Source organism: Bacillus sp. FSL M8-0266 (assembly GCF_038613425.1).
In the GTDB taxonomy this organism is placed as follows: Bacteria; Bacillota; Bacilli; order Bacillales; family Bacillaceae; genus Bacillus; species Bacillus pumilus.
This window is the reverse complement of record NZ_CP152015.1, coordinates 3,760,554-3,784,457: the sequence shown is the minus strand read 5'-3', so window position 1 is coordinate 3,784,457 and position 23,904 is coordinate 3,760,554. Positions and strand designations below refer to the sequence as shown.

Annotated in this window: 17 protein-coding genes; 3 read left to right on the top strand and 14 right to left on the bottom strand. The window is 42.9% G+C overall.

The window, feature by feature from the left end; translation table 11 throughout:
* Positions 1-36: 36 nt before the first annotated feature.
* The 13 genes from MKY83_RS19470 to MKY83_RS19410 form a co-directional block, all read right to left on the bottom strand.
* On the bottom strand, positions 37-1,251 hold the full coding sequence (locus MKY83_RS19470) for an MFS transporter (protein WP_113767975.1): 1,215 nt from the start codon (positions 1,249-1,251) through the stop codon (positions 37-39).
* Positions 1,252-1,273: 22 nt separating this feature from the next.
* Positions 1,274-1,420: a YycC family protein gene (locus MKY83_RS19465; protein ID WP_003214589.1), complete on the bottom strand. Its 147-nt coding sequence runs from the start codon at positions 1,418-1,420 to the stop codon at positions 1,274-1,276.
* A gap of 72 nt (positions 1,421-1,492) precedes the next feature.
* On the bottom strand, positions 1,493-2,227 hold the full coding sequence (locus MKY83_RS19460; RefSeq protein WP_113767974.1) for an alpha/beta hydrolase-fold protein: 735 nt from the start codon (positions 2,225-2,227) through the stop codon (positions 1,493-1,495).
* Between the two features lie 76 nt (positions 2,228-2,303).
* Positions 2,304-3,269 (bottom strand): ABC transporter substrate-binding protein, encoded by a 966-nt coding sequence (locus MKY83_RS19455; RefSeq protein WP_283924080.1) that lies wholly within the window; start codon positions 3,267-3,269, stop codon positions 2,304-2,306.
* Between the two features lie 98 nt (positions 3,270-3,367).
* Entirely contained in the window at positions 3,368-4,993 is a 1,626-nt protein-coding gene (locus MKY83_RS19450) for a helix-turn-helix domain-containing protein (RefSeq protein ID WP_342487618.1), read from the bottom strand.
* 123 nt (positions 4,994-5,116) lie between these two features.
* The gene (locus MKY83_RS19445; RefSeq protein ID WP_065097586.1) at positions 5,117-5,344 is read right to left on the bottom strand and encodes an MbtH family protein; all 228 of its coding nucleotides are present in this window, start codon (positions 5,342-5,344) and stop codon (positions 5,117-5,119) included.
* Positions 5,345-5,364: 20 nt separating this feature from the next.
* Positions 5,365-12,513: an amino acid adenylation domain-containing protein gene (locus MKY83_RS19440; protein WP_342487617.1), complete on the bottom strand. Its 7,149-nt coding sequence runs from the start codon at positions 12,511-12,513 to the stop codon at positions 5,365-5,367.
* A 15-nt stretch (positions 12,514-12,528) separates the two neighbouring features.
* On the bottom strand, positions 12,529-13,437 hold the full coding sequence (locus MKY83_RS19435; protein ID WP_065097588.1) for an isochorismatase family protein: 909 nt from the start codon (positions 13,435-13,437) through the stop codon (positions 12,529-12,531).
* 19 nt (positions 13,438-13,456) lie between these two features.
* Positions 13,457-15,076 carry a (2,3-dihydroxybenzoyl)adenylate synthase gene (locus tag MKY83_RS19430; protein ID WP_217012617.1) on the bottom strand — a complete coding sequence of 540 codons (1,620 nt, stop codon included), beginning with the start codon at positions 15,074-15,076 and terminating at the stop codon, positions 13,457-13,459.
* A 24-nt stretch (positions 15,077-15,100) separates the two neighbouring features.
* Positions 15,101-16,282, bottom strand: a complete 1,182-nt coding sequence (dhbC, locus tag MKY83_RS19425) for an isochorismate synthase DhbC (RefSeq protein WP_065097590.1) — start codon at positions 16,280-16,282, stop codon at positions 15,101-15,103.
* Positions 16,283-16,308: 26 nt separating this feature from the next.
* Entirely contained in the window at positions 16,309-17,094 is a 786-nt protein-coding gene (locus tag MKY83_RS19420; RefSeq protein WP_003215196.1) for a 2,3-dihydro-2,3-dihydroxybenzoate dehydrogenase, read from the bottom strand.
* 7 nt (positions 17,095-17,101) lie between these two features.
* Positions 17,102-17,983, bottom strand: a complete 882-nt coding sequence (locus MKY83_RS19415; protein ID WP_342487615.1) for an alpha/beta hydrolase-fold protein — start codon at positions 17,981-17,983, stop codon at positions 17,102-17,104.
* Between the two features lie 569 nt (positions 17,984-18,552).
* Positions 18,553-19,410 (bottom strand): hypothetical protein, encoded by an 858-nt coding sequence (locus MKY83_RS19410; protein ID WP_342490540.1) that lies wholly within the window; start codon positions 19,408-19,410, stop codon positions 18,553-18,555.
* A 109-nt stretch (positions 19,411-19,519) separates the two neighbouring features.
* On the opposite strand from MKY83_RS19410, the gene MKY83_RS19405 reads away from it, so the two are divergent.
* The 3 genes from MKY83_RS19405 to MKY83_RS19395 all read left to right on the top strand — a co-directional run bounded on the left by MKY83_RS19405 (position 19,520) and on the right by MKY83_RS19395 (position 22,604).
* On the top strand, positions 19,520-20,476 hold the full coding sequence (locus MKY83_RS19405) for a DUF4885 domain-containing protein (RefSeq protein WP_265208641.1): 957 nt from the start codon (positions 19,520-19,522) through the stop codon (positions 20,474-20,476).
* Between the two features lie 220 nt (positions 20,477-20,696).
* Positions 20,697-22,061 (top strand): replicative DNA helicase, encoded by a 1,365-nt coding sequence (dnaB, locus tag MKY83_RS19400; protein ID WP_003214779.1) that lies wholly within the window; start codon positions 20,697-20,699, stop codon positions 22,059-22,061.
* Positions 22,062-22,190: 129 nt separating this feature from the next.
* Entirely contained in the window at positions 22,191-22,604 is a 414-nt protein-coding gene (locus MKY83_RS19395; protein WP_044139061.1) for a VOC family protein, read from the top strand.
* A gap of 32 nt (positions 22,605-22,636) precedes the next feature.
* Here the strand turns inward: MKY83_RS19395 and MKY83_RS19390 are convergent, their stop codons facing one another.
* Positions 22,637-23,842 (bottom strand): cytochrome P450, encoded by a 1,206-nt coding sequence (locus MKY83_RS19390; protein ID WP_319610057.1) that lies wholly within the window; start codon positions 23,840-23,842, stop codon positions 22,637-22,639.
* Positions 23,843-23,904 lie beyond the last annotated feature (62 nt).

Genomic DNA, 23,904 nt, shown 5'->3' with positions numbered 1-23,904 from the left:
AAAGAACCCGTCTCATGAGGAGGCGGGTTCTTTTTTTTATGATGGATCTGAAATATAGACGCTTCGTCCGGCTCGCATACCGGATATAAACATGAAAAATAGGATGATGATAAAGATGATAATGGATGGCGTCCATGTATGTGTGAGATCAAAAAGGATACCGACCATGAAAGGACCAACGGCGGCTAATAAATAACCGAGAGACTGCGCCATTCCGGAAAGGGCAGCGGCTTGCTCCATATTGGTCGTTCGTAATCCGATAAAAGTGAGCGCCAGACTGATGCTGGCACCTTGTCCAATGCCGATCAATAAAACAGAGATCACAAGAATAGGCGTCGATCCTCCGAGAAGAAGCCCGATCATGCCAAGTAAATACACAAGGACAAGGCTCAAGACAAGTGGTCTTTGTGTTTTTAATTTTTCTGCAAAAACAGGCGTTAAAAAGGTGGATGGCAGCCCAGCAAACTGCATAATGGACAGCATCCAGCCGGCTGTCGACAGGTTCATTCCATGTGATGTTAAAATATCAGGAAACCAGGCGATGCTGCTATAGAAAAGGAATGACTGCAAGCCCATAAAAAAGGTCACCTGCCATGCGACACGTGAACGCCATATCGGCTGCTCTGTGAGCGAAATGCTTTTGACGGACGCTGTGTTCTGATGAAGAAGCTGCGGCGCCCAGACCATCATCGCGAGAAGTGCAAGGCCAGCCCATACGAGGAATGATGTATTCCAGCCGCCAGGCATCGTATGACTGAGCGGAACACTGACACCTGAAGCAAGTGCCGCAAAGACGGACATCGAGGTCGTATATACACTTGTCATCAAACCTGCATGTGCAGGAAATTTATGCTTCACAAGCCCCGGTAAGAGCACATTACATATCGCAATTCCGACACCGACAAGCGCGGTTCCCATCATTAAGAAGGTGATCGTGCCAAACGAACGAATCACAATCCCAAATAGAAGGACAGCAAGCCCAAGCCAAAGGGTTCGTTCATTGCCAAGACGTTTTCCGATTTTAGGTGCAATTGGAGAAAGTAATGCGAATGAGAGCAGTGGTAATGTCGTGAGAAAACCTGCAAGTCCATTTGAAAGCTGTAAATCGGAACGAATGGCGCCGATGAGAGGGCCGACGGACGTAATGGCAGGCCGCAGGTTAAATGCAATAAGTAAAATCCCAGCAATCAGCAGGATGGTTTGTCCTTTACTGCGAGATTGTAATGTTGATTGTTCTAGTTGTTTTTCCATGAATGTAAACTCCTTTATTTCTTTAAGAAGAACGATCTTTCTTCTGTTCAAGCTCTGCTAGTTTAGCGATTAAGATATGCTGCGGCATATGCATGATTTGTTCAATGGGTACATTGAGTGATGCTGCAAGTTTTTGTGCTGTGTCGGCTGAGATTTGTAAAGGTCTCATGTGCAAATCCCTCCTCTTTCAATCTATACGTTCCAATATATCATATCGGCTTTGTGCCATGCTGATAAAAAATTAGAGTTCTCTTTTATAAAACCACTTTAGGGCTGATAAAAAATTTTTTTGAAATTGTTTCAGATGATGGCCCTTCCCTTGTTCGATGTGATAGTGCAGCTGCCATTCCTGCATCCCTTTCTGTAATAAAAGGTCATGTAGTTGTTTATTGAATAAAGGCATGTGCTGTTGAGCAGATGTTTTGCCTTTACCTTCTTCACTGCCCACAGACAAATAAATAAGGTGATCCACATACTGAATGCTTTGTTGTTTAGCAAACGGTAGAAAATCTTGATACCAAAATGACCCGGAGAGAGATGCGATGTTTTTAAAAAGAGCAGGGTGCATCAATAAAGTATAAATTGCAAATAGCCCACCTAATGAAGCACCTACGTGGCTATGTTCATGACAGGTCTCTTGAACTGGATATTCTTTTTTGATATATGGGAGCAAGTCATTCTCTAAAAACGACACATATGTCTGTGCCTCGCCTTTAAAGTCAGGAAACCCAGAGCGCAGTGATGATGCCTTCCATGGTGTATACTCATCAAGTCGATTGAAAGGGTGTATGCCGACAATGATGATTGGCGAGATGGTTTTGGCTTCGATCAGCCTTTCGATCTCTAGCAGGTGTGTTCTAAACAAAGAAGAGCCATCTTGTACAAAGACAGCTGGAACATTAATAGAGGTGTCCTGTGGAACGTAAATATCAAGCTGACGACCGTTAAACTCGTCATATAGAAACGTTCCGTTCATATGTATTCACTCCTCAAAATTCTCAACTACGCTGAAAAGAAGACAAAGGGCTAAACATTAGCCCTTTGTCTTCTTTTTAGTTGTTTTTCTCTAACCATTTGACAGCATTATCAAGGAAGGTTGTTTTGCTTAGTGCAGTTCCTCCTTGAAGCATAGGATCAACGACATTTTCATTGATGTGCCCATTTTTCACAGCTTTTAGGCTTGTCCAAATTTTATTTTCCTCTAAGTCCTTTAATGCGTTAGGATTCGATGAGTTTTCCTCTTTAGAGAACTGAACAAAAATATAGTCAGGATTGAGTTCGCCCAGGCGCTCCAATGAAATCATTGCTTGTGCTTTGGCTTTTTTAATATCACTTGGTGCTGTAAATCCTAAGTCCCCATATAAGGTAGAGTTGAAGTATACGTCTTCAGGATACACGTACAGGTCGCCTTGTCTAATGCGTAAAATGACAGCTGTTTTGTTGTTGCTTTTGTCTTTCAGGGTTTCTTTCGCTTGTTTAAGGTCTTTCTGATAATCAGAAATGATGTTTTTCGCTTCTTCACTTTTGCCAGTAAGTGTACCGAGCAATAAAAGATTGCTTTCCCAGTCAGAAGAGACGTGGGATACTGGGATCGTCGTTTGGACTTTATCCAATTTTTTTATTGTTGCAGGTGGGAATTTTGTTGATCCTAGTATTACATCTGGTTTTAGTTTTAAGATTTTTTCTAGATTCGGTTCTGTTTTTTCACCGATGCCTTCTGTTTTCGCTGTGATGTCTTTAAATAATTCAGGGAATGTGCCGCCTACAGTAGAAGCACCAATAGGTTGAATATCAAGTAATTTTGCATCTTCCATTGATTCTAGGCTTCCAGCAATGACGATTCGTTTCACTGGTGTTTTGAGGTTGTATGATTGATCTAAGTAATTGATGTTTGTTTCTGTTGCTTCAGCTGACTTGCTTTTGGTTGTGTTTGAAGCAGGTTTATTTTCTTCAGCACCACAGGCAGCAGTGGTGATCGTCATGATACAAAGGATAAGCAATGCTAACCATTTTTTCATTTGTTTTCTCCTTTAACTGATAATTGTTCTCAATTAATGATTGTATTAGGCTTTTGTCCTTTTATCCATAGATAATTCTCTGTCGAATGATGGACTTTTTACGGAAAAAAAGATAAAAGGTCCTGAATGACTCGTTGATGACTGGCTGCTGTGTATTCACGCCAAGGGTCAGATGCTAGTGGATAGACTGCTTGTTGAGTCACAGCCTTGAGATTTTGCCAATCTTCCTGTTGCTTTAACTTTTGATAAAAAGCAATGGTTTTTGGCTCCTTATGCAAGAAGAGGAAGATGGCGTCTGGATCTAGCTGTTGTATGGAGCGAATGGTGATTTCTTTTTCTATTAGCTGTCCATCATTCTGAAAAGCTGGCAGAAGACCAATATCATGAAAAATCACTTCTGACATGGTGCGATTGACAGACAAGTAGAGTTGATCTTGAAAGATACGAAGAGGCAGGACGGTTTTTGGTGGATGATCAAAAAGGCACGACTTTTTCGCTTGAATGACGAGTTCCTCATAATGAATCAACCATTCTTCTGCTTCCTTCGCTTCGTTTAAGAACATAGCTGTTTGTCTGAATTGAGTGCGCCAATCCAATTGTTTGAATGGAACAAAGTGAACAGGACAGATGGTTTTCAACACTTGTTTTTCTTCCTCTGTCACATGATCATTGGCAATGATTAGCTCAGGTTTTGTTTCCTTTAATTGCTGTAAATTGGCTTCAGCGTGCTCGTTGATCCGATGTGCACTCAGGTGAATCGGGATTTCTTCTGCATGATACTCAAAATCATGTGCTGTCCATTTAGGGTGAAGAGGGGCAGCATACGGAATGATATGAATGGGTGTGAGCTGACCGAGTATGGAATGGCCATAGGCTGCAATTTTCCGCTGACGGCTTTTCATATAAGTAGAAGGGGTCATGCCCGTTTTTTTCTTAAAGATGCGGCTAAAGTAATAGGGATCTTGATAGCCGATTTCCAGTGCAATGTCTTTGAGCTTTGCGTTGCCTTTTGCCATTAACTGTTTGGCTCTAGCCATCCTTTTCTTGGTGATATAATCAGTGACACTCACATTAAAATGCTTTTTAAATAGCTCACTGTAATGATTGGCGCTGATGCCAGCCATTTGAGATAGACTTGTAAGGCTGAGAGGCTCTTCGGAATGTTGGTCGATATATTGTTTTGTTTTGAAAAGGGCATGTGCTGTGTCACAAATATCTTCTTTATGCAGTGTGAAAAGCTGCATAATAAGCTGTTGAAAAAGAGTTTGGCTTCTAAAAAAGCTAATGGCTTCAGGTCTTTTCCATTCCTCTGTCATTTCTGGAAGTGAAGAATGAATTTGTTCAATCGGGCTAATATCGATAAATTGCCATACATTCAGTAAAGAACGGGCATGTTCAGTTGATACTTCCCGTATGTTTTGATCTTGCAGCATGTAGAGCTGAAAGCGAAACAGATAAAGCTCTTGTTTTTGATAAGGCTCTGTTTTCAACATAAATGTTTCTCCAGGAAGGATCGTATAGAGTGTCAGATGTTTCAACCGCCATTTTTGATCGTTCAATGTGAGTAAACCTCTGCCGCTTATGCTGAAGAGGAAGCAGAATGTATCTGATAGCTGCTGCTCCGTATGCGGAAGCTCTGCATTATTTATTTTTTCAGTATATGTTAATCGATAGATGAATTGTTCTGCATTTGCCATTGTACGTAATTGATTGCTGTTTCCCATAAAACCACCTGATCTCTTATTTGTTGATAAACATTCTCAATTAAATTGTAGCAGAAAGAGCTGGGAGATGGTGATGTTTATTCTGTCAAAAAAGCACCCTGAGTGTGATCAGGGCGCGGTGATTTAGTCCGTTTTTCCATGGGCTAGCGCAGGTTCTTTTGTTAAGCTTAATGGCCGTAAGTCCTGCCAGTGTGTCTGGATATAATCGATGCAGGCATTTCTAGTGTCTTCACCAAAGACCTTTTTCCACCCATCTGGCACTGGTGCAAATGATGGCCAAAGTGAATGCTGTCCTTGTTCATTGACAAGCACAAGAAATACACCGTCTTCACGATCAAAGGGATTTGTCATTTGTCATCTCTCCTTTATTCTTAGTGCTTTTGTTTGACCCGATGCAGTGCGTTGTCTAAGATGACACCAATTTCTGCTAGGGGTTTAGGCTGGCACATGTCTTTGTGCCGGCAATGAATGTCGTGCTGTTCAATTGTTCCGTTGATATAAGGTGCCCATTCTTCGGGATCAATTGGTGTAAACCAATCTGGGATAATAGTAGATCTAAAGAATAATATGTCCCCATGATAAGTTTTTGGCTGATATTCTCCGAGCAATCGAACTGAATTGACATAGGTTTCCTTTAGATTTCTAATAGCATCTTCACTTAAGCTTGCTAGTGCACTGCCATCTTTTTCCAAGATGTCGACGGCACTTTTCATTGTGAGTGGTTCACCTGTTAAGGTATCTGGATCATAACCGCCGAGCGCAAGAAGAGCGATTAATGCTTCTTCTTCATCAGGTGCTTCTTTAATCGGCAAGAAATGGTTCGGATAGGCATCCAGCATCGCAACGAGTGCGATTTCTTCACCTTGCTGCTGGAGCTGTGTAGCCATTGCTTGTACAACGTTTCCGCCTAGTGACCAGCCAAGAAGATGATAAGGGCCTTTTGGCTGAATCGTTTGGATGTGCTTGATATAATCCGCAGCCATATCATCTAGTGTGTGCGGGTAGTCATCTTTTCTTGCGATTCCTCGTGCTTGTAATCCATAAATAGGGATGTCTTTCTCTAATGTATTCAAGAGACCTGCATAGCACCAGCTAAGACCACCTGCTGGGTGAACACAGAAGAGAGGATATCTTTCTCCATTTGTTCGCAGAGGCAGCAAGATTTCTAGTGCGTTTTCATCGCTTCCTGTTTCTAGTTTCTCTGCCAAACTTGCAACATTTGGTGCTTCAAACAATGTTCCGATACTTAGTTTGACACCAAGTGCATCACGAATGCGGCTGATTAAACGAACCGCAAGTAAGGAATGCCCGCCAATGTCAAAAAAGCGATCATCAATGCTGATTTTTGGCAAATCAAGCACCTCTTCAAAGAGATGACATAGGATTTCCTCTTTCGGGTTTCTTGGGCCGCGGCCATCCGCTTGCTGTATATGCAATTGAGGTGCCGGCAGTGATTTTTGATCCAGCTTCCCGTTTGCTGTAAGTGGCATGTTATCAATCTGTACATATGCTGCAGGCACCATGTAATCAGGAAGACTGGCTGCGGCAAAATGACGAAGGGTCTCTGTATGGAAATGCTCTTCTTCAGTTGTGACGATATATGCGACTAAGCGCTTGTCACCAGGCTGATCCTCTCGCATAATCACGGCAACTTGTGCAACTGCATCGTGGCGTGCCAGAATGGCTTCGATTTCTCCGAGTTCAATCCTAAACCCGCGTATTTTAATTTGATGATCAGCTCTGCCAATGTAATCAAGTGCCCCATCTTCTGTCCAGCGTGCGAGGTCGCCAGTTCGATACATCCTTGTGCTAGGTGCTCCATAAGGATCGGCAGGGAATCGATCTGACGTCAGGTCAGGCCTGCCTAGATAACCTCTTGCAAGGCCAGCTCCAGCTACATACATTTCACCTGTTGTTCCAGGGGGAACAGGCTGTAGGTATTCATCTAGTACGTACACGTGTAAATCAGGAATTGGTTCGCCTATTAAGCTGCTTGATTTCTTTGCGATCATGTCTCGATTGAGTACATTGTACGTAACGTGTACGGTGGTTTCTGTAATGCCGTACATGTTAATTAGCTTTGGCTTACAGTCTGAGTGACGGCTGTACCAATCTTCTAATCTGCTAAGCTCTAATGCTTCACCGCCAAAGATGACATAGCGGAGTGATAATGCTTGACCAAGTGTTTGTTGTTCCTTGTCTATCTGCATGAGCTGATAGAAGGCAGAAGGCGTTTGATTAAGCACAGTTACACCCTCCTCGACTAAAAGCTGCAGCATCTCTTCAGGAGAGCGAGAGATGGTATGAGGTACAATGACAAGTCGGCCTCCATATAAAAGGGGTCCCCATATTTCCCATACTGAAAAATCAAAGGCATACGAATGGAACATTGTCCAAACATCTTCTACATCAAAATGGAACCAATGTTCAGTAGATGTCAGAAGACGGATGACATTTTGGTGTGGGATGACCACTCCTTTTGGTTTCCCTGTAGAACCGGATGTATAAATAATATAGGCCGGATGCAGAGAAGATAGCGGCTCAATTCTGTCTATATCAGCCGGATTGTGATTTGGCTTAGTCAGCAATTGACCGCTCGTTTCTTTTTCGTCTAACAAAATCAAATCGCAATCAGCAGGGAGATGCACTGCAGCTGCTTTTGTTGTGATACTGCAAACTGGTTTGGCATCTTGTATCATGTATGCCAGCCTGTCTGCTGGATAGTCAGGATCAAGCGGAACATAGGCTGCGCCTGCTTTATGAACGGCTAATAGGCTTACGAGCATATCGATTGACCTAGGCAGGGCAAGTGCAACGAACTGTTCTGGTTCAACGCCTCTTTCTATTAATAAATGAGCAAGACGATTGGCTTTGTTGTTTAACTCTTCATAGGTAAGCTGCCTCTTGCCATCCGTTACTGCCACTCGATCAGGATATTGCTGCGCCGTTTTTTCAAATAAGGCTGGGAGACTAGGTGCTTGATCTAACTGAGCGAATGCCTTTTTGTCAGGGAGAAATGTTTGCCGTTCTTTATCTGATAAAATGTTCACTTGACCAATCGGCAGATGTGGGCGCTCAGCTACCTCTGTTAAAAAGCGCTTCATTCTGTCAGCGATTGCTCGAATGGTGCTTTGTTTAAATACATCTGTACTGAATTCAAACAAACCTGTTAATCCTGCTGCTGATCCAGTCTCAGTTCTTTGTTCTGTTAATTCGATGGTCAGATCAAATTTAGATGACCCTACTGGTTTCACGTAAAGATCTGAGTCAAGTTGTGTCAGCTTCATTTCCGCCTTCGGTGTATTTTGGAAGGCAAGCATGACTTGGAACAATGGATTGCGTGACCTGGATCGGGTTGGATTTAGGATTTCGACTAGCCGTTCAAATGGCAGATCCTGATGCTCATAGGCTGCTAAGTCAACGTCCCGCACTCGCTTCAATAGCTCACTAAAGGTTGGATTACCAGCTGTATTGGTACGTAATACTAGTGTGTTCACAAACAAGCCAACAATGTCGTCAAGTGCATCGTCATTCCGTCCAGCAATTGGACTGCCGATTGGGATATCTGTCCCCGCCCCAAGGCGTGTCAGTAATGCTGCAAGTGATGCTTGAAGCACCATGAACAAACTCACTTGATGCTGTTTTGCAAGCTCAAGGAGGTTCTGATGTAAAGCGGGTTTAATCGTAAAGTCTATCGTATCACCGTTGAAGCTTCCTTCCTGTGGACGCGGGAAGTCATAGGGAAGTTCCAGTTCTTCTGGAAGGTCATGTAAGGCGCCTTTCCAATAGCTGAGCTGCTTGGCAAATAGACTATCCGCCTCTTCTTCACTGCCCAACAGCTTCTGCTGCCATATAGCATAGTCAGCATATTGAACAGGTTCGGCTGGCAAGGAGATGGATTTTCCTTGTATACGGGCTTCGTAAGCAGCAGCTAAGTCTCGTGTCAATGGTGCAAGTGACCAGCCGTCACCAGCGATGTGATGCAGCAATAGAAGCAGTACGGATCGGTTTGCATCAAGCGTGAATAATTCAGCGCGAAGTGCAGGTTCTTCTTCAATTTTAAAGCTATAGCGAATGGCTTCGTTTAACTGACTCTCAATTTGTTGATCGTTTGAAGCTGTGACATGGAGTTTAGGCTGAACACTTTTCGAATGTAAAATGACCTGTCTTGGCATGCCATTCTTATCCGGAAAAATGGTTCTAAGGGTTTCATGTTTTTCAGTGATATCTGCGAGTGCACCAATTAGAGCTGTTTGATCTAGTGTACCTGTCAGCTGAATGACAAGTGGAATATTGTAAGTTGGACTTGGCCCTTCAAGGCAATGAAGGAACCAGAGCCGTTTTTGGGCAAAGGATAACGGAATCTCTTCTGGCTTGTTTTCTACCTGAAGCGGCGGCCGAATGTCCTTCGCTTTGTCCAAGTGCTGCGCAAGCTCAGCAACCCGAGGTGATGCAAAAATGGTACTCATGCTTATGTCTGCACCGAATGTATCGCGTATACGTCTAAGCAGACGAGCGGCGAGTAAGGAATGTCCGCCTAAGTCAAAGAAACTATCATCTATGCCAATTTGAGATAGGCCAAGGGTTTCTGCAAATAAACTACATAACATGTCTTCTTGTGGTGTTCTAGGTGTACGCTCAGAACTAACTAAAGACATATTTGGTGCTGGTAATGCTTTGCGATCGATTTTGCCATTTGGTGTAAGTGGAAGTTCTGGCAAAACGACAACAGCAGAAGGCACCATGTAATCAGGAAGTAATGCAGCCGCAAACTGCCTGAGCTCTGAAGGGTGCAGAGAAGAGTCGTCTGTCAGCACAACATACGCACAAAGCAGCTGTTGTCCAGGCTGATCCTCACGAACGATAACAGATGTATGCTTTATGGCTTGATGCTGCATTATCACTGTTTCAATTTCACCTAGTTCAATACGGAAGCCGCGGATTTTAATTTGATGATCGGCACGGCTGATATAATCAATTGAACCATCTTCACGCCATCTGGCTAAATCACCAGTACGATACATTCTCGTGCCGCTTGTGCCGAATGGATCAGCGACAAAACGTTCAGCCGTTAAATCATATCGTCCAAGATATCCTCTGGATACTCCTTCACCTGCAATGTAAAGTTCACCGATTGATCCTGCTGGAATTGGGTTTAGTCCTTCATCTAAAATGTAAACGCTCGTATTCCAAATGGGTTTACCAATTGCCGGCCCGCTATTCTCTTGATGTGCTGTGACATTTTCCATCGTAGACCAGATCGTCGTTTCTGTAGGTCCGTACAAATTGGTAATGTCGCATTGAAGAGATTGCAATTTGTGCAAAAGGGAGGCAGGAAGTGCTTCTCCTCCAACAAGAACACGCATACCTGTTATCACGTCAGGGTATTCATCTGCCAACGCATGCCACAACGTTGGTGTTGCCTGCATGATTGTGACAGGATGAGAACGAATCATGTCTGAAAGCTTTGCTGGCTCTTGTATGGTTTCTTTTTTTGCCAATAAAATAGCAGCTCCATGTAAAAGCGGGAGGAACATTTCTAGCCCGGAAATATCAAAGGCAATGGTCGTTACCGCTAAAAGCTGGTCTCCTTGATCTAATAAAAATGAATCTTGCATGGACAATATAAAGTTGATTACATTTCGCTTTGTGACAACAACACCCTTTGGTTTGCCTGTCGATCCTGATGTGTAGAGGATGTAAGCTGGATGATGCAGGGAGCCTTCGTTCCATGTCGGATCGAGATGCGGACTGCCTACTATCTCCTGTTGAACAGTTGAATCATCCAGTTGAACGATGTGCGGATGCTCCAAACCGTCTGCTGTCTCTTTGAATGTGAGCAAGCAAGCTGGTTTGGCATCTTCTAGCATATAGGCGACACGATCGTTAGGGTAATCAGGGTCTAGTGGCAGATAGGCGGCTCCTGTCTTGACAACGGCTAATAGACTTACGACCATATCGATGGACCGAGGCAGAGCTATTGCGACAAATTGTTCTGGTCCAATGTCACGCTTTTTCAAATAATGAGCCAATTGATTTGCCCGCTGATTCAACTCTTCGTAGGTTAAAGTGATTCCTTCAAACTGTAATGCTTTTGCTTGTGGCGTTTTGCTCACTTGTTTTTCAAATAGTTCCCGTAAAGATTCCTTTGGTAATTCTCGTTTTGTATCATTCCAGTGCTTGAGAATGTTCTCTTTTTCTTCAGACAAAAGAAGGTTGAATTGACTGATCATCTGATCTTGCTCTAGTCCGGTTATTTCCTCCAGCAGTTGAAGAAAACGATGCTGATGAGCGTCAACTGCTTGCTCTTTGTAAACGGCAGGGTTTGCATCAAAGTCGATTTGAAATCCGTTCCCATCCGCGCGGTCGTATATGTTGATCGATATATCATCCACGGGTCCTGCTGAAAGGTTATGTGCTTGACCAATGCTCTCATCGAATATGAGATCATAATCAAATGGCATGATATTGATTTGCGGGCCGAATAATCGCTGATTTCTTCCGATGAGTTTAAAGTCTCTCCGCATGTCCTCGTGACGATATCTTTGATGAGGGCGAATGGCTTTCAGTTCATCAGATACTTGGCGAACAAGTGCTGAGAGCGTCATTTCTGGTTTGCATGTTAAACGAAGCGGTACTAGGTTCATGACCATTCCGGGTGTTTGCAAGGCGCACGATCCAAGGCGCATCATAACAGGTAATCCTAAAACAATATCATGTGCACCAGTCATACGATGCATATAGAGAGCGGATGCCGCAAGAATCATTTCATGCCACGTACCACCGAAGGCAGGAGCATTTTTTTTCATTTTGCTTACCTTTTCGGCATCGTAGTTAGCCGTTTTTCGGATAAAATGATCCGACGTTCTTGGGGCAAGCTCAGCAAGGCTGACAATTTCAGGCTGATCAGCAAAGCGATTTTTCCAAAACGCTCGATCATCTTCATATCGGTTGGACTGTTGATAAGTGATCTCCTCTTGGACTACGTCATGTAAGGCTCCAAATGTTTGAGGAGGCACAGGTGCCCCTTTCGATAGGGCTGAATAGACCTCAGCAACACGACGTGCAATGAGCGAAAAGGCGAATCCATCAATGGCAATGTGATGAATGCGCTGATACCAGATAAAACGGTCGTCAGCAAGTTGAAAAAGTACTTCACGGAATAATACATCTTTCTCTAAAGAGACTGGCGTTGAAAGATCTGCCTTCATCCATGCTTTAGCCGCATCAAGCGGCTGTTTTTCATTTTGTAAATTGATAGATTGAAATGGAATCTCTTTCTTAGATATCAACCATTGCTTTGGACCGTCAGTATCCTCAACGAAGCGCATATACAAGGAATCTGCTTCTAAGACAGTCTTTCTAATGGCTGCTTCAAAGTGTACGGGATCAATTGGACCTTTAATATCTATATACTCAGCTGTATTGAAAATAGGATTAGATGGATCAAGCTGCTGCGCATACCAAATGCCTGATTGGGCACCGGTTAGTGGGAATGAATCGACTGACTGGATCGACAAGGGTCTATACCTCCTTTACAAGTAATCGATATTTGGGATAGATGGCTGTTTTTCTGGGAAAAGAAGAGCTCGCCAATGAGTGAGCGTTGGATTAGCTGCAAGCTCAACGAAATTGACTGTCGCTCCTTGCTGTCTCCATTTTTCCGCTAGACTCATCATTCGAATAGAATCAAGTCCAAGATAGACGAGATTCTCGTCAAACGGTATTTCATTCGGCTCGATTTGGATATACTCAGCTACTTGGTGAACGATAGCATCAAAGGATAGATCATCACCGTCTGCTTCCTGTCCTGTTAAACGACTAATGATTTGGCTTGTCGTTGTGGTCACCGCACAGCGTTCAGCTGCATAGGTCATTGCCATTTTGTGATGCTTAAGTGAAAAGTCAGCGACGGCATCGGCGACAAAAAAGGTTTCAATATCGAGCATGAATGCTTCTGCGGCTGTCAACATACAGCCAATATGTGCATATACGCCAGTAATGATCAGTTGATCACGCCCGCCTTCGTGAAGAATATCTAAAAAATTGGATTTTTTGAATGCGCTATAACGCCATTTTGTCAGCATTGTATCTGCTTCAGATGGAGCAAGCTGATCAATGATTTTTGTCAATGCTTCATCATCACCAAGTCCAGGCCCCCAAAAATCTGTTAATAAGGCACGATCTTTCGGGTCTTGGTCACCAGGTTGAGCTGTATAGACGACAGGAATGCCAAGTTCTTTGCATGTATCACGTAATTGTTCAATATGCTGCACTAACTCTGTGATCGGTGATGTATCTTGTTGAAATGCATTTAAAAAATATTGCTGCATGTCATGTATTAGCAGGACAGCACGTTTCGGATCAGGGATCCAGTTCACTTTATTTTCGGGTAAATCTTGTATGCTTGGCATTGGATACGCAGGAATAGTAGGGATTGCCATGGTTTTCACTCCTCTTTTTTTATACGTTGGCAGTATGGATTGAAGCTAATTCTCTTAATGCTTTTTTACTGACTTTGCCTACACCTGTTTGTGGGAACGCATCGATCCATTCAATGCGGTCGGGAATTTTATAGGCAGCGAGCCCGCGTTCTCTTAGAAATGACTTTAAGGCGTGTGGTGCTGGCTTGTTGTTTCCTTTCGCAATAACAAAGGCACATGAGCGTTCGCCAAGAAATGGATCTGGCATGGACACCATGGCGGCATCATGAATGTCAGGATGCGCAAGTAAATGATTTTCAACTTCTTCAGCGGCAACCTTTTCGCCGCCACGATTGATTTGATCCTTGTCTCTGCCTTCTACTACCACATTTCCTTCTTTTGTTAATCGCACGATGTCACCTGTTCTGTAAAAACCATCGGCTGTAAATGCTTTCTTGTTTTGTTCATCGGCTTTATAGTAGCCGCGAATCGTATAAGGTCCTCTTGTTAAAAGGTGTCCAGCCACTTCATTCGGGACGGGCTTGTCCTCATCATCTACCACTAGTACCTCATCATATTCAGACATCGGGCGCCCTTGTGTGTGAATAATGACATGTTCAGGATCATCCAATCTGGTATAGTTGACCAGACCTTCGGCCATGCCAAAAACTTGCTGTAACTTACACCCAAGGGCAGGCATCACTCGTTTTGCTGCCTCGGCGCTTAATTTAGCACCACCGACTTGTAAGACCTCAAGGCTCGATAAGTTATCTGATCGATGAGGAGCAGCCTCTAGCCAAATCAATGCGATAGGTGGAACGACAGCGGTAATGGTCACCCGTTCTTTTTCAATGAGTGGAAAGACGACATCAGGGCTTGATCCAGTTGCAAGAACGACTCTTCCACCAGCGTATAACGTCCCAAGGACTCCAGGTGAGCTTAATGGATAATTGTGTGCTACTGGAAGTGTAGCTAGATACACACTATCTTTTGTAAGCTCGCACACCTCATTGCTTTTCCAAAGACTATACATATAGTCATCATGTGTACGAGGTATGAGCTTAGAAAGGCCTGTGCTGCCTCCTGATAACTGAAGAAATGCAATATCGCTTGCCTCTACATGAATTTGAGGATCAAGTACTGGGTCCTTGCGCAGATCATCCAAGTCAAGGAATTCCTCAGCCTTCCCTGCAACAATGACATGAGGTAATGAGGGAAGCTTTTCTTTCACTTGACGTGCGAGTGATCGATAATCAAAGCCATCATGGATATCTGGTATGACATATGCGTCTGCTTCGGCAAACTCAATAAAATAAGTGATTTCGCTGCTTCTATGAGATGGCAGTGAGAAGACGGGTAAAGCACCGATTCGAAATAAAGCGAAAATGACTTCAAAAAAAGCAGGAATGTTAGGAAGCTGCACGACAACTCGACTGCCCTTTTGAATTCCAAGCTGATGGAAACCGGCGGCAAGACTGCTGACGCGCTCATCAAGTTCTTGGTAGCTCATGTGCGTATCAGCGTATGTAATCGCAGTTTTATTCCTTAACGATACGGCGCGTTCACGAAGCATACCGCCAAAGGTTTCTCCACGCCAACAGCCGTTTTCACGGTAGCGTTTTGCAAATTCTTCTGGCCATGTAGGTGGTTGAACAAACATGTTTTTGTCATCTCCTATGTATTTTTATAGCTGATGGATGCCCATCGCACGAAGCATCGTGTTAAATTTTGCAGATGTTTCGGCTAGCTCTTCTTCTGCCTTAGATCCTTTGACCACTCCTGCACCAGCAAAGAGGCGAAGGGATTGACCCTCAGCTTCTGCACAACGAATGGTGACAATCCAATCACCATCACCATTTGCATCTGCCCAGCCGATCATTCCTGTGAAAAATCCTCGATCGAAGGGTTCAATTGCTTGGATTGCTTCACGTGCATCTGCTGTAGGTGTTCCGCATACTGCGGGTGTTGGATGAAGGCTCAGCGCTAAATCAATTGAGGATACACTGGAATCTGCTAATTCACCTTTTACGACAGTAGATAAATGCCACATCGTTTCTGTTTGTATGACGGATGGTGATGCGGGCACATCTAACTTACGACAGTAAGGAGCAAGCGCTTTAGTGACAGCGTCGACAACCACTGCATGCTCGTGTAAATCCTTCGCTGAAGTAAGGAGTTCATCGTGACGGCGCTGGTCTTCTACTGGATCTGAACTACGCGGCCGAGAACCAGCGAGTGGATTGGAAATCACAGATGAACCCGTTTTTGAAAGAAGCAGCTCAGGACTTGCCCCAAGAAGTGTGCGCTTTTGGGGAGATTTCGGATCAGCTACATTTGCAGCAAACGTATAGCCAGTCGTATTGTGACGAGCCAGCCGTTCGAGTATTGCTTTCGTATGAATGTCTTGATTTGATTTGAGATGGAGAGATCGAGAAATGACGATTTTGCTAAGCTCTCCTTTTTCAATTTTAGCTAACCCTTCGTTCACACCATTCATGTAGACTTCAGGAGAGGGGACAGGTGTCACCTCATATGATGGCGATGTCACTTCCGATTCCTCATCACCTTGATGAAATTCGAGTGGATCACTAAACTGTACATGGATTGGCACATTTAAACGAACGGGTTGCGCCGGATCAAACGGAACAGCACCAGCAATAATCGGTGCTTGAATACCAGCTTGTTTGGCAGTGTCAAATACGTGCGCTACCCTTGTGGATAGTTCATTGAGCTGATTGGTTTCAATATGCTGGAAAATCCCTTCGGCAAGTATCGTGCGTTTAGGGGAAGCAAGGAAAAAAGCGCCTGGCTGATAGTCTTGAATCAACTGTTCTTTTTCTTCTGACGACAATAATGAATGTTTCATGAAAAGGCCTCCTTTTTGATAAAATGCTAGATTCCGAGTGTTGCGCCACCATCAATCGTGAGATTCTGCATCGTAATATGACTGGATTGTTCAGATGCAAAGAAGATGACTGCATCAGCGATGTTTTGAGGATCAGCGATTTTTTGTAAAGGAATACCGGTTTTATACGTCTCTAATGACCCTTTGATCACATGGTCTGCGCCTTGTTCATCAGACCATAAAGCCCATTGCATAGGTGTTGCGGTAGAGCCAGGAGAGACAACATTGCATCTGATTCCATAGTCTGCCAGCTCTAATCCAAGCGTTTTTGTAAAGGAAGTAGCTGCTGCCTTTGAAGCGGCATAGGCAGCCATATTCATTCTAGGAATGGCACCTGCGTTAGAGCTGACGGTCACAATGACCCCTGCTGATCTTTTCATCATGTATTTGGAGACAGCTTGTGATACATAAAAGACACCATGTGTGTTGACTGCGAAGGTTTGTTGCCAGTCATCTGCACTAAGCTGGTCAATAGAACTAATTCGAAGAATGCCTGCTACATTGACTAGTAAATAAATGGGTCCAAGCTGTTTTTCAATTTGATTGATAATGTGCTGAACAGATGCTTGATCGGTAATGTCACCTGGATAGGCAAAGGCACGTAAGCCTTCATCATTCATTTGATGGACGGTGCTTTGAAGCTGATCCTCATTTGCGTCAACTGCTGCAATGATCGCACCTTCGTCGGCTAGTCTTTTTGCGACTGCTTGTCCGATACCTTGCCCTGCTCCTGTGACAAGGGCAATCTTTTGAGATAGACCACTATGTTTCATACGTTCACTACCTTTCTTTCATGTCTGTGGTTGTTAAAAGATCATCATGATAGAGCGCAAAACGAAAAGCGTAATTCATCAGCACCGGTAAAACGGACGTATGTCCTTCTTCAGGGAACTCGTGATAGGCCGTATGTAAGCCATATGAGGATAAAGGCAGCATACGATTTGCTAGTGACTTTGCATGAGCATTCATTTGACATGGATGATGTTTTTCTAACTCACCTACACCTACAAGCAGCCTGACATTCATAGGCACCTGACGTATGCGGTTGGTGAATTGGTATTCTTTTTCTAGAAATAATTTTTTGTTCCAGTGGATAGAAGGACTGCCTGCAATATATGTCTGATAAGCATCAGGGTGCTCAAATAGTGTGTGTAATACAAAAAGACCGCCAAGAGAATGCCCAAACAGTGTTTGACGACTTAGGTTGATCGGAAAGCGTTGCTCGATATAAGGCTTCACAGTCTTTTCTAAAAAAGAAAAGAAAGCAGAGGCCCCGCCATATGTATGGATGGAGAAGTCTTTTCTTTTGCCCCCGATGGAAGCGTCAGGGCTGGTAAGAGTGAGATCATAATGCCTGAGCGGATGATAGGGCGCTTCTGCCTGATAGCCAATTCCAACAATGATGGCAGGTACAACACCTGTTTTTTCAGGTCTTCTTGACTGTAAACGAATGGCTTCGACCATTGTGCCAAAAAGTGAATTCCCATCAAGCACGTACATGACTGGAAAACCAGCCGCTGGAGGAGTAGTATTCGGTTTAAATATAAAAAGTCTGTATGGGTGTGCTGTGATATCCAGTTGCTCCGTCCCATGTATAAAAAAAGGACGGCTTTCTCCGAAAAGTGAATCCTCAGTACCCATTCCTTCAGGGCGTTTGGACATATGTAGAAAATCCCCTTCCTCAAATTGACCCTCATACGATGATAAAAGCAGGCTTGCGGATATAGGATGAGTGTAGAGATTGAAGAAAATGGTTCCTTCAAATGAAAATGATTCTCAATTATCGCGCAAGCAAATCAAATGATAATGGTTATCAATTATGAAGTCAAATGTTCATTAAGTTGTGTAATTGATTTTTTTATTCTAATATTCAGAAAATAAAGGACTAACTCACTAACAAATGATTTGAAATAGGGAATATCGGACCTTGTCATTTAAAAATAGGAGAAATGTCAAAAGACCTTGACTGCCTCGGAATTTTTACCATTTTCTTCTGTTTGATACAGGAATAAATATGGGCTTTTCTTCTTGAAATGATTTTGAGGAAAAATAAGTCTATAGACTCATTTGTATTTTTAGGGACATTGAGGAGGATTTTGCGAAAAGTAGGTGATCTCATATCTCAAAACTGATTCAATAGTATGCACAGCTTTTTTAAGAGTGGCGAATGATAACAATTAAAAAAAGTAAGGGATGTACCCTTACTTTTTAATTCTGTAAACACCATTCAATTAGAATCCATCTGTGACATCATATTCGTAACGAATATCGGCTTTGACATTGCTCATAGTAGATCTCGCTGTAGCTTTTGCGTTGTACTTAAAGCTCCATTTTTGAGCGACTTTTAATTGATCTTCAAGAGAAATACGGTAAGAACCGCTTGTTGCAGATGAAAAAACAGATTCGTTCCAAATCTTGTTTTCATCAGCCATCAGCTTGTGTGTGACATTTCCTTGGTTAGGCGATTGGGTACTAGTTGTTGAAATGGATTTAACGATTGCATTTATAGGGATAGAAGAATTGCTCGTTAAATCCATTGTAATGACAGAAGAATCAACACCTGAAAAATTCAAAGAAGTATTCCCCAAGTTGGTAGCGGCCCCCGTAAAGTTGAATTTCCCATTTCCAGATTTAATTCGATCTTGAATAGAGACAGTAAAATACATACTCCCTGTATATGTACCACGGGTCACTTTTACAAAATAAGTTTCTGAAGTAGAAGTAACGTCACCAGTATTAGCAAAAATAAATGGTGTAATTGAATCAGGATTTATAACCTCGGACCCTGTCATAGATTGTTTTGAATTATACACTTCTATTTTCATACCTGTATAATTCTTATCATATGAACTTCGCACATAAATCCTTTCACCCTTATTGATCGTGAACTGATAATAAGCTTCATTTTCACCTTCAGGTAAGATTGTCGTATCTGGACGACTATATTTCCAATATCCCATTGAGCTTGCTGTATTAGGGCTGTTATTCCCTGTAATCGCTGCTTCCGCTGAATTAGGTGCAAAAAAACTAGTAACAAGCACTAATAATAATGCAGGTAATAAAAAACGTTTGAAGATAGTATTTTTCATATTTTAACCCTACTTGTAATAATTACTATATCAGATCAAAACTAACAAATTTTAACTTAATTGCCGATATATTTAATAATCACTAATTTTTCAAAAAAGGAGAATCAAAATGAATATTAATACGTCATACACGGTAGGTGCTTCAAACAATCAGAACCGAATAGACTATAAGGGTCAATCAGCTATTAAAAGTACAAATGAGGTGATGACCGAATCTGATAGACGAATGAAGATATTAGATGAAAAATATCAAAAAATAAATGAACAAAATAAACGTTTCGAAAATCCTCATGGTCATATACACGATAAGTATCGAAACCCACGCTCTCCTTATTTCAGGAGTGATCTAACTAAAGTAGAGAGAGAAGCTGCATATACGATGGAGATTGGCTGGGCTAATTCTGGAAAAGGAGGTCAATATGACTTTAATGACGCCATCTTCCGTAACGAAAAACGGTACGATCCCACCCAAGAAAGCGTAGAAAAGAAAATATTCAATCGACAAAAGGTCAACGAACAATTGCAAGATTTATTCTCTAAAAACGGTATAACCATTCCTAAAAACACAAATTTAACTTTTACCATTGACCCAAATCATTTCAAATTAGTGGTGAGTGGATCAACAGATGAATCGCTGGTCAAACAAATAGAAGACTTATTGAATACAACCAATAATACAAGAGAACTATTTTTCCATATTATGAAAAGTAGAAATGACGATTCTACTCAATTCACGCCGGATTCTCTTGCCAAGTTCCATCTTGTCAATCAAATCAAAACGGTGACAGGCTACAATTTAAAAGATTTAAGCATTGTAAACGGTCAATTTGTCACGGATAAGGGAACAAACATTTTTGATATATACAAAGAAGAACTCCTGAAAAATCCATACACAGTAGAAAATGCACGCATTGCTGCTTCACATTACGGAGCACAGCTATTTAATCTAGCCAAAAACGGGTTTGATTCTATTCCCGATTTGGTGTTATCTATTGGTTATCAAAATGGGTCTTTACATGACATTGGACAAAAAGAAAATTATGGAGTGAAGAAAACGATAGATTAACAAAAGGTGAACGGCAACAGATACAAATCCCATTAGCGACAATGAAGGACTCTATAACAATTGATGTTACAGAGTCTTTTCTATTGAGATGCGTTGGTTGGCTGTTCAACGAATCATCCTCATGGTAATTTTGACTATAGTCGATGTTTTTCACTTTTTTATTGATGAAAATGTTAAAATGATGAGTAGCGTATTTTTTTATGAAAGGACGGTGCTTGGCATGACGGAACTTCTCGATGACCGGCTGCCGCCGCAAAATATAGAAGCCGAGCAGGCCGTATTAGGTGCTGTTTTTTTAGAACCATCTGCGCTCACGCTCGCTTCTGAAGTATTAATTCCAGAGGATTTCTATAGAATGTCGCATCAAAAGATTTACAATGCGATGCTTGTACTTGGTGATAGAGGGGAACCGGTCGATCTTGTTACGGTGACTTCTGAACTGGCCAATACAGATTTACTAGAAGAGGTAGGCGGGATTTCGTATTTAACCGATATTGCGAACTCCGTCCCAACTGCCGCAAACATTGAATACTATGCAAAAATTGTAGAAGAGAAATCAATTTTAAGACGTCTGATCCGCACGGCGACAACCATTGCACAGGATGGGTACACGCGTGAGGATGAAGTAGAGGATCTGTTGAGTGATGCTGAAAAGACCATTATGGAAGTGGCGCAGCGTAAAAACTCAGGAGCCTTCCAAAACATTAAGGACGTTCTTGTTCAAACATATGATAATATTGAACAGCTTCATAACCGGAAAGGCGATATCACAGGGATTCCAACAGGTTTCTCCGAGCTTGACCGAATGACAGCTGGATTTCAGCGAAATGACTTAATCATTGTCGCGGCTCGTCCATCAGTAGGGAAAACGGCTTTCGCATTGAACATCGCACAAAATGTTGCGACCAAAACGGACGAAAGTGTCGCCATCTTTAGTTTAGAGATGGGGGCTGAGCAGCTCGTCATGCGTATGCTTTGTGCAGAGGGGAATATCAATGCACAGAACCTAAGAACCGGTAACCTGACAGAAGAGGACTGGGGCAAGCTGACAATGGCGATGGGCTCGCTATCAAATAGTGGGATTTTCATTGACGATACACCTGGAATCAGAGTAAGTGAAATTCGCTCGAAATGCCGCCGTTTGAAGCAAGAAAACGGTCTTGGCATGATCCTGATTGACTATTTACAGCTCATTCAAGGGAGCGGACGATCAAGCGATAACCGTCAGCAAGAGGTTTCTGAAATCTCTAGGGCATTAAAATCACTGGCAAGGGAGCTTGAAGTTCCAGTTATTGCTTTGTCTCAGCTTTCACGTGGAGTAGAGCAGCGTCAGGACAAACGTCCGATGATGTCTGATATCCGTGAATCAGGAAGTATCGAGCAGGATGCCGATATCGTGGCATTCCTTTATCGTGATGATTACTACGACAAAGAATCAGAGAATAAGAACATTATTGAAATCATCATTGCCAAACAGCGTAACGGCCCAGTTGGTACAGTATCACTGGCGTTCGTCAAAGAATATAACAAATTCGTCAACCTGGAAAGAAGATTTGACGATGCGGGTGTTCCGCCCGGTGCTTAAAGCCCAGCTCAAGAAGCTGGGCTTTTTTTCATGGATCTACATCGAAAGAATGATTGAAAAACGATCGAAATGAGGAGGAGAGAAAGACAGAGAAATCGTATACTAAAAGGAGAAAAGGAGTGATGACTGATGAAATTCCAACAGTTCGAAGCCGCTCAATTACGCATCGCACGCCCAACCGTCAACATGGAAGAGGTTGTGTCCTTTTATGAAGAAGGCTTAGGGCTCAAACGAATAGGTTCTTTTGATCAGCATGAAGGATATGATGGTGTCATGCTAGGACTTCCTCATCAGCATGTTCATTTAGAAATCACGAAGCATGAAGAAGAAGAAAGCCTGCCCGCTCCGCATCCAGAACAACTTCTTGTGTTCTATATTCCAGATGCTGAGGAATTTCAGCAAATGAAAGAGAGGTTGATCTCATTTGGCGGACGGCAAGTCACCTCTACAAATCCATATTGGGAACGGGGAGGAGCAACCATTGAAGATCCAGATGGGTATCGCATTGTGCTCATGAACACAGATGGAATCACCCCCGTTTAAAAAAAGACTCCCTTGCCCGGGAGTCTTTTCTGTTATGAACGAGGCGTGACACGCAGTTTCAGCTCTTTCAGTCCATACATGCTGCTGCTTGTCATCGGAACGTAAGAAAGGAGCTCTAACGCCTCATATCGTTCGATTAAAATCTTTATAGCTGTACATGCTTCAAGACGTGCCAGTGGTGCGCCAAGACAGAAATGGATGCCGTGCCCGAAACCAATATGAGGGTTAGGGTGGCGGTGTATATCGAATTCATGTGCGCTTGAAAATTGACGCTCATCTCGGTTGGCAGAAGCAAGAAACACAATCACATTGTCCCCCTTTTTCAACACTTCCCCTCCAAGCTCTGTATCTTTTGTGACATAACGGACGATCGTAGGAGCTGGTGCACGAAAACGGACGGCCTCTTCCACTGCACGTGGGATGAGTTCAGGTGATTGGGAGAGCGCTTCATACGCACCCGGCTGTTCTAACAAGCTGAAGATCATATTGGAGATCAAGTTGGTAGTTGTTTCGTTGCCGGCTAAAAGAAGAAGATTACAAAATGGAATTAGTTCATCCGCTGACAGTTTGTCTCCATTCTCCTCCGCTTGAATAATGAGGGAAATCAAATCATCACCGAGGTTGTGACGTTTCTTTTCAATGGTGTCTGCAAAAAACGCCATCATGTCAGCTTCTCCTTTGTCACGTGTTTTCTGCCATTCAGCTACATCCTCCTCATTTTCACTTTTAGGCATGCTGACGAGAATATCTGACCATTCTTTAAAGGATTGTTTATGCTCTGACGGCACACCTAAAAGCTCTGCAATGACAATGACAGGAAGCGGATAAGAGATGTCTTGCACTAGGTCAATCTCTTTTTTTCCTTCAAGTTGTGCCATGAGTTCATCCATCAATTCTTGAATACGAGGCTCCCACAATTTCATGACTCGAGGAGTAAAGGCTTTGCTGACAATGGAGCGGATACGAGTGTGATTGGGAGGATCCATCATCACCATTGTTTTCATCAGTGAATGCTTCCGCTGGTTTTTAGGAGGCTGACTCGAAAAGGTATCTTTATCGATTGTCACACGTTTTGCTTCCTCGTAGGTGAATACACTCCACGTTCGGCTGGCTTCGTCAAAATGAACAGGTGATGTCTGGCGCATGTTGGCATACCAATCAAATGGGTGATACGGGTCCTGCTTGTTTTTTCCTCTTAATAACGTTTTTTGCACGGCACTTGGGGTCGTTGTTTCCATGATCATCACTCCTTATAGGTTGTCAGATGCTTCCTTTTTTTCATTGTGTTAGATTAAAGTTA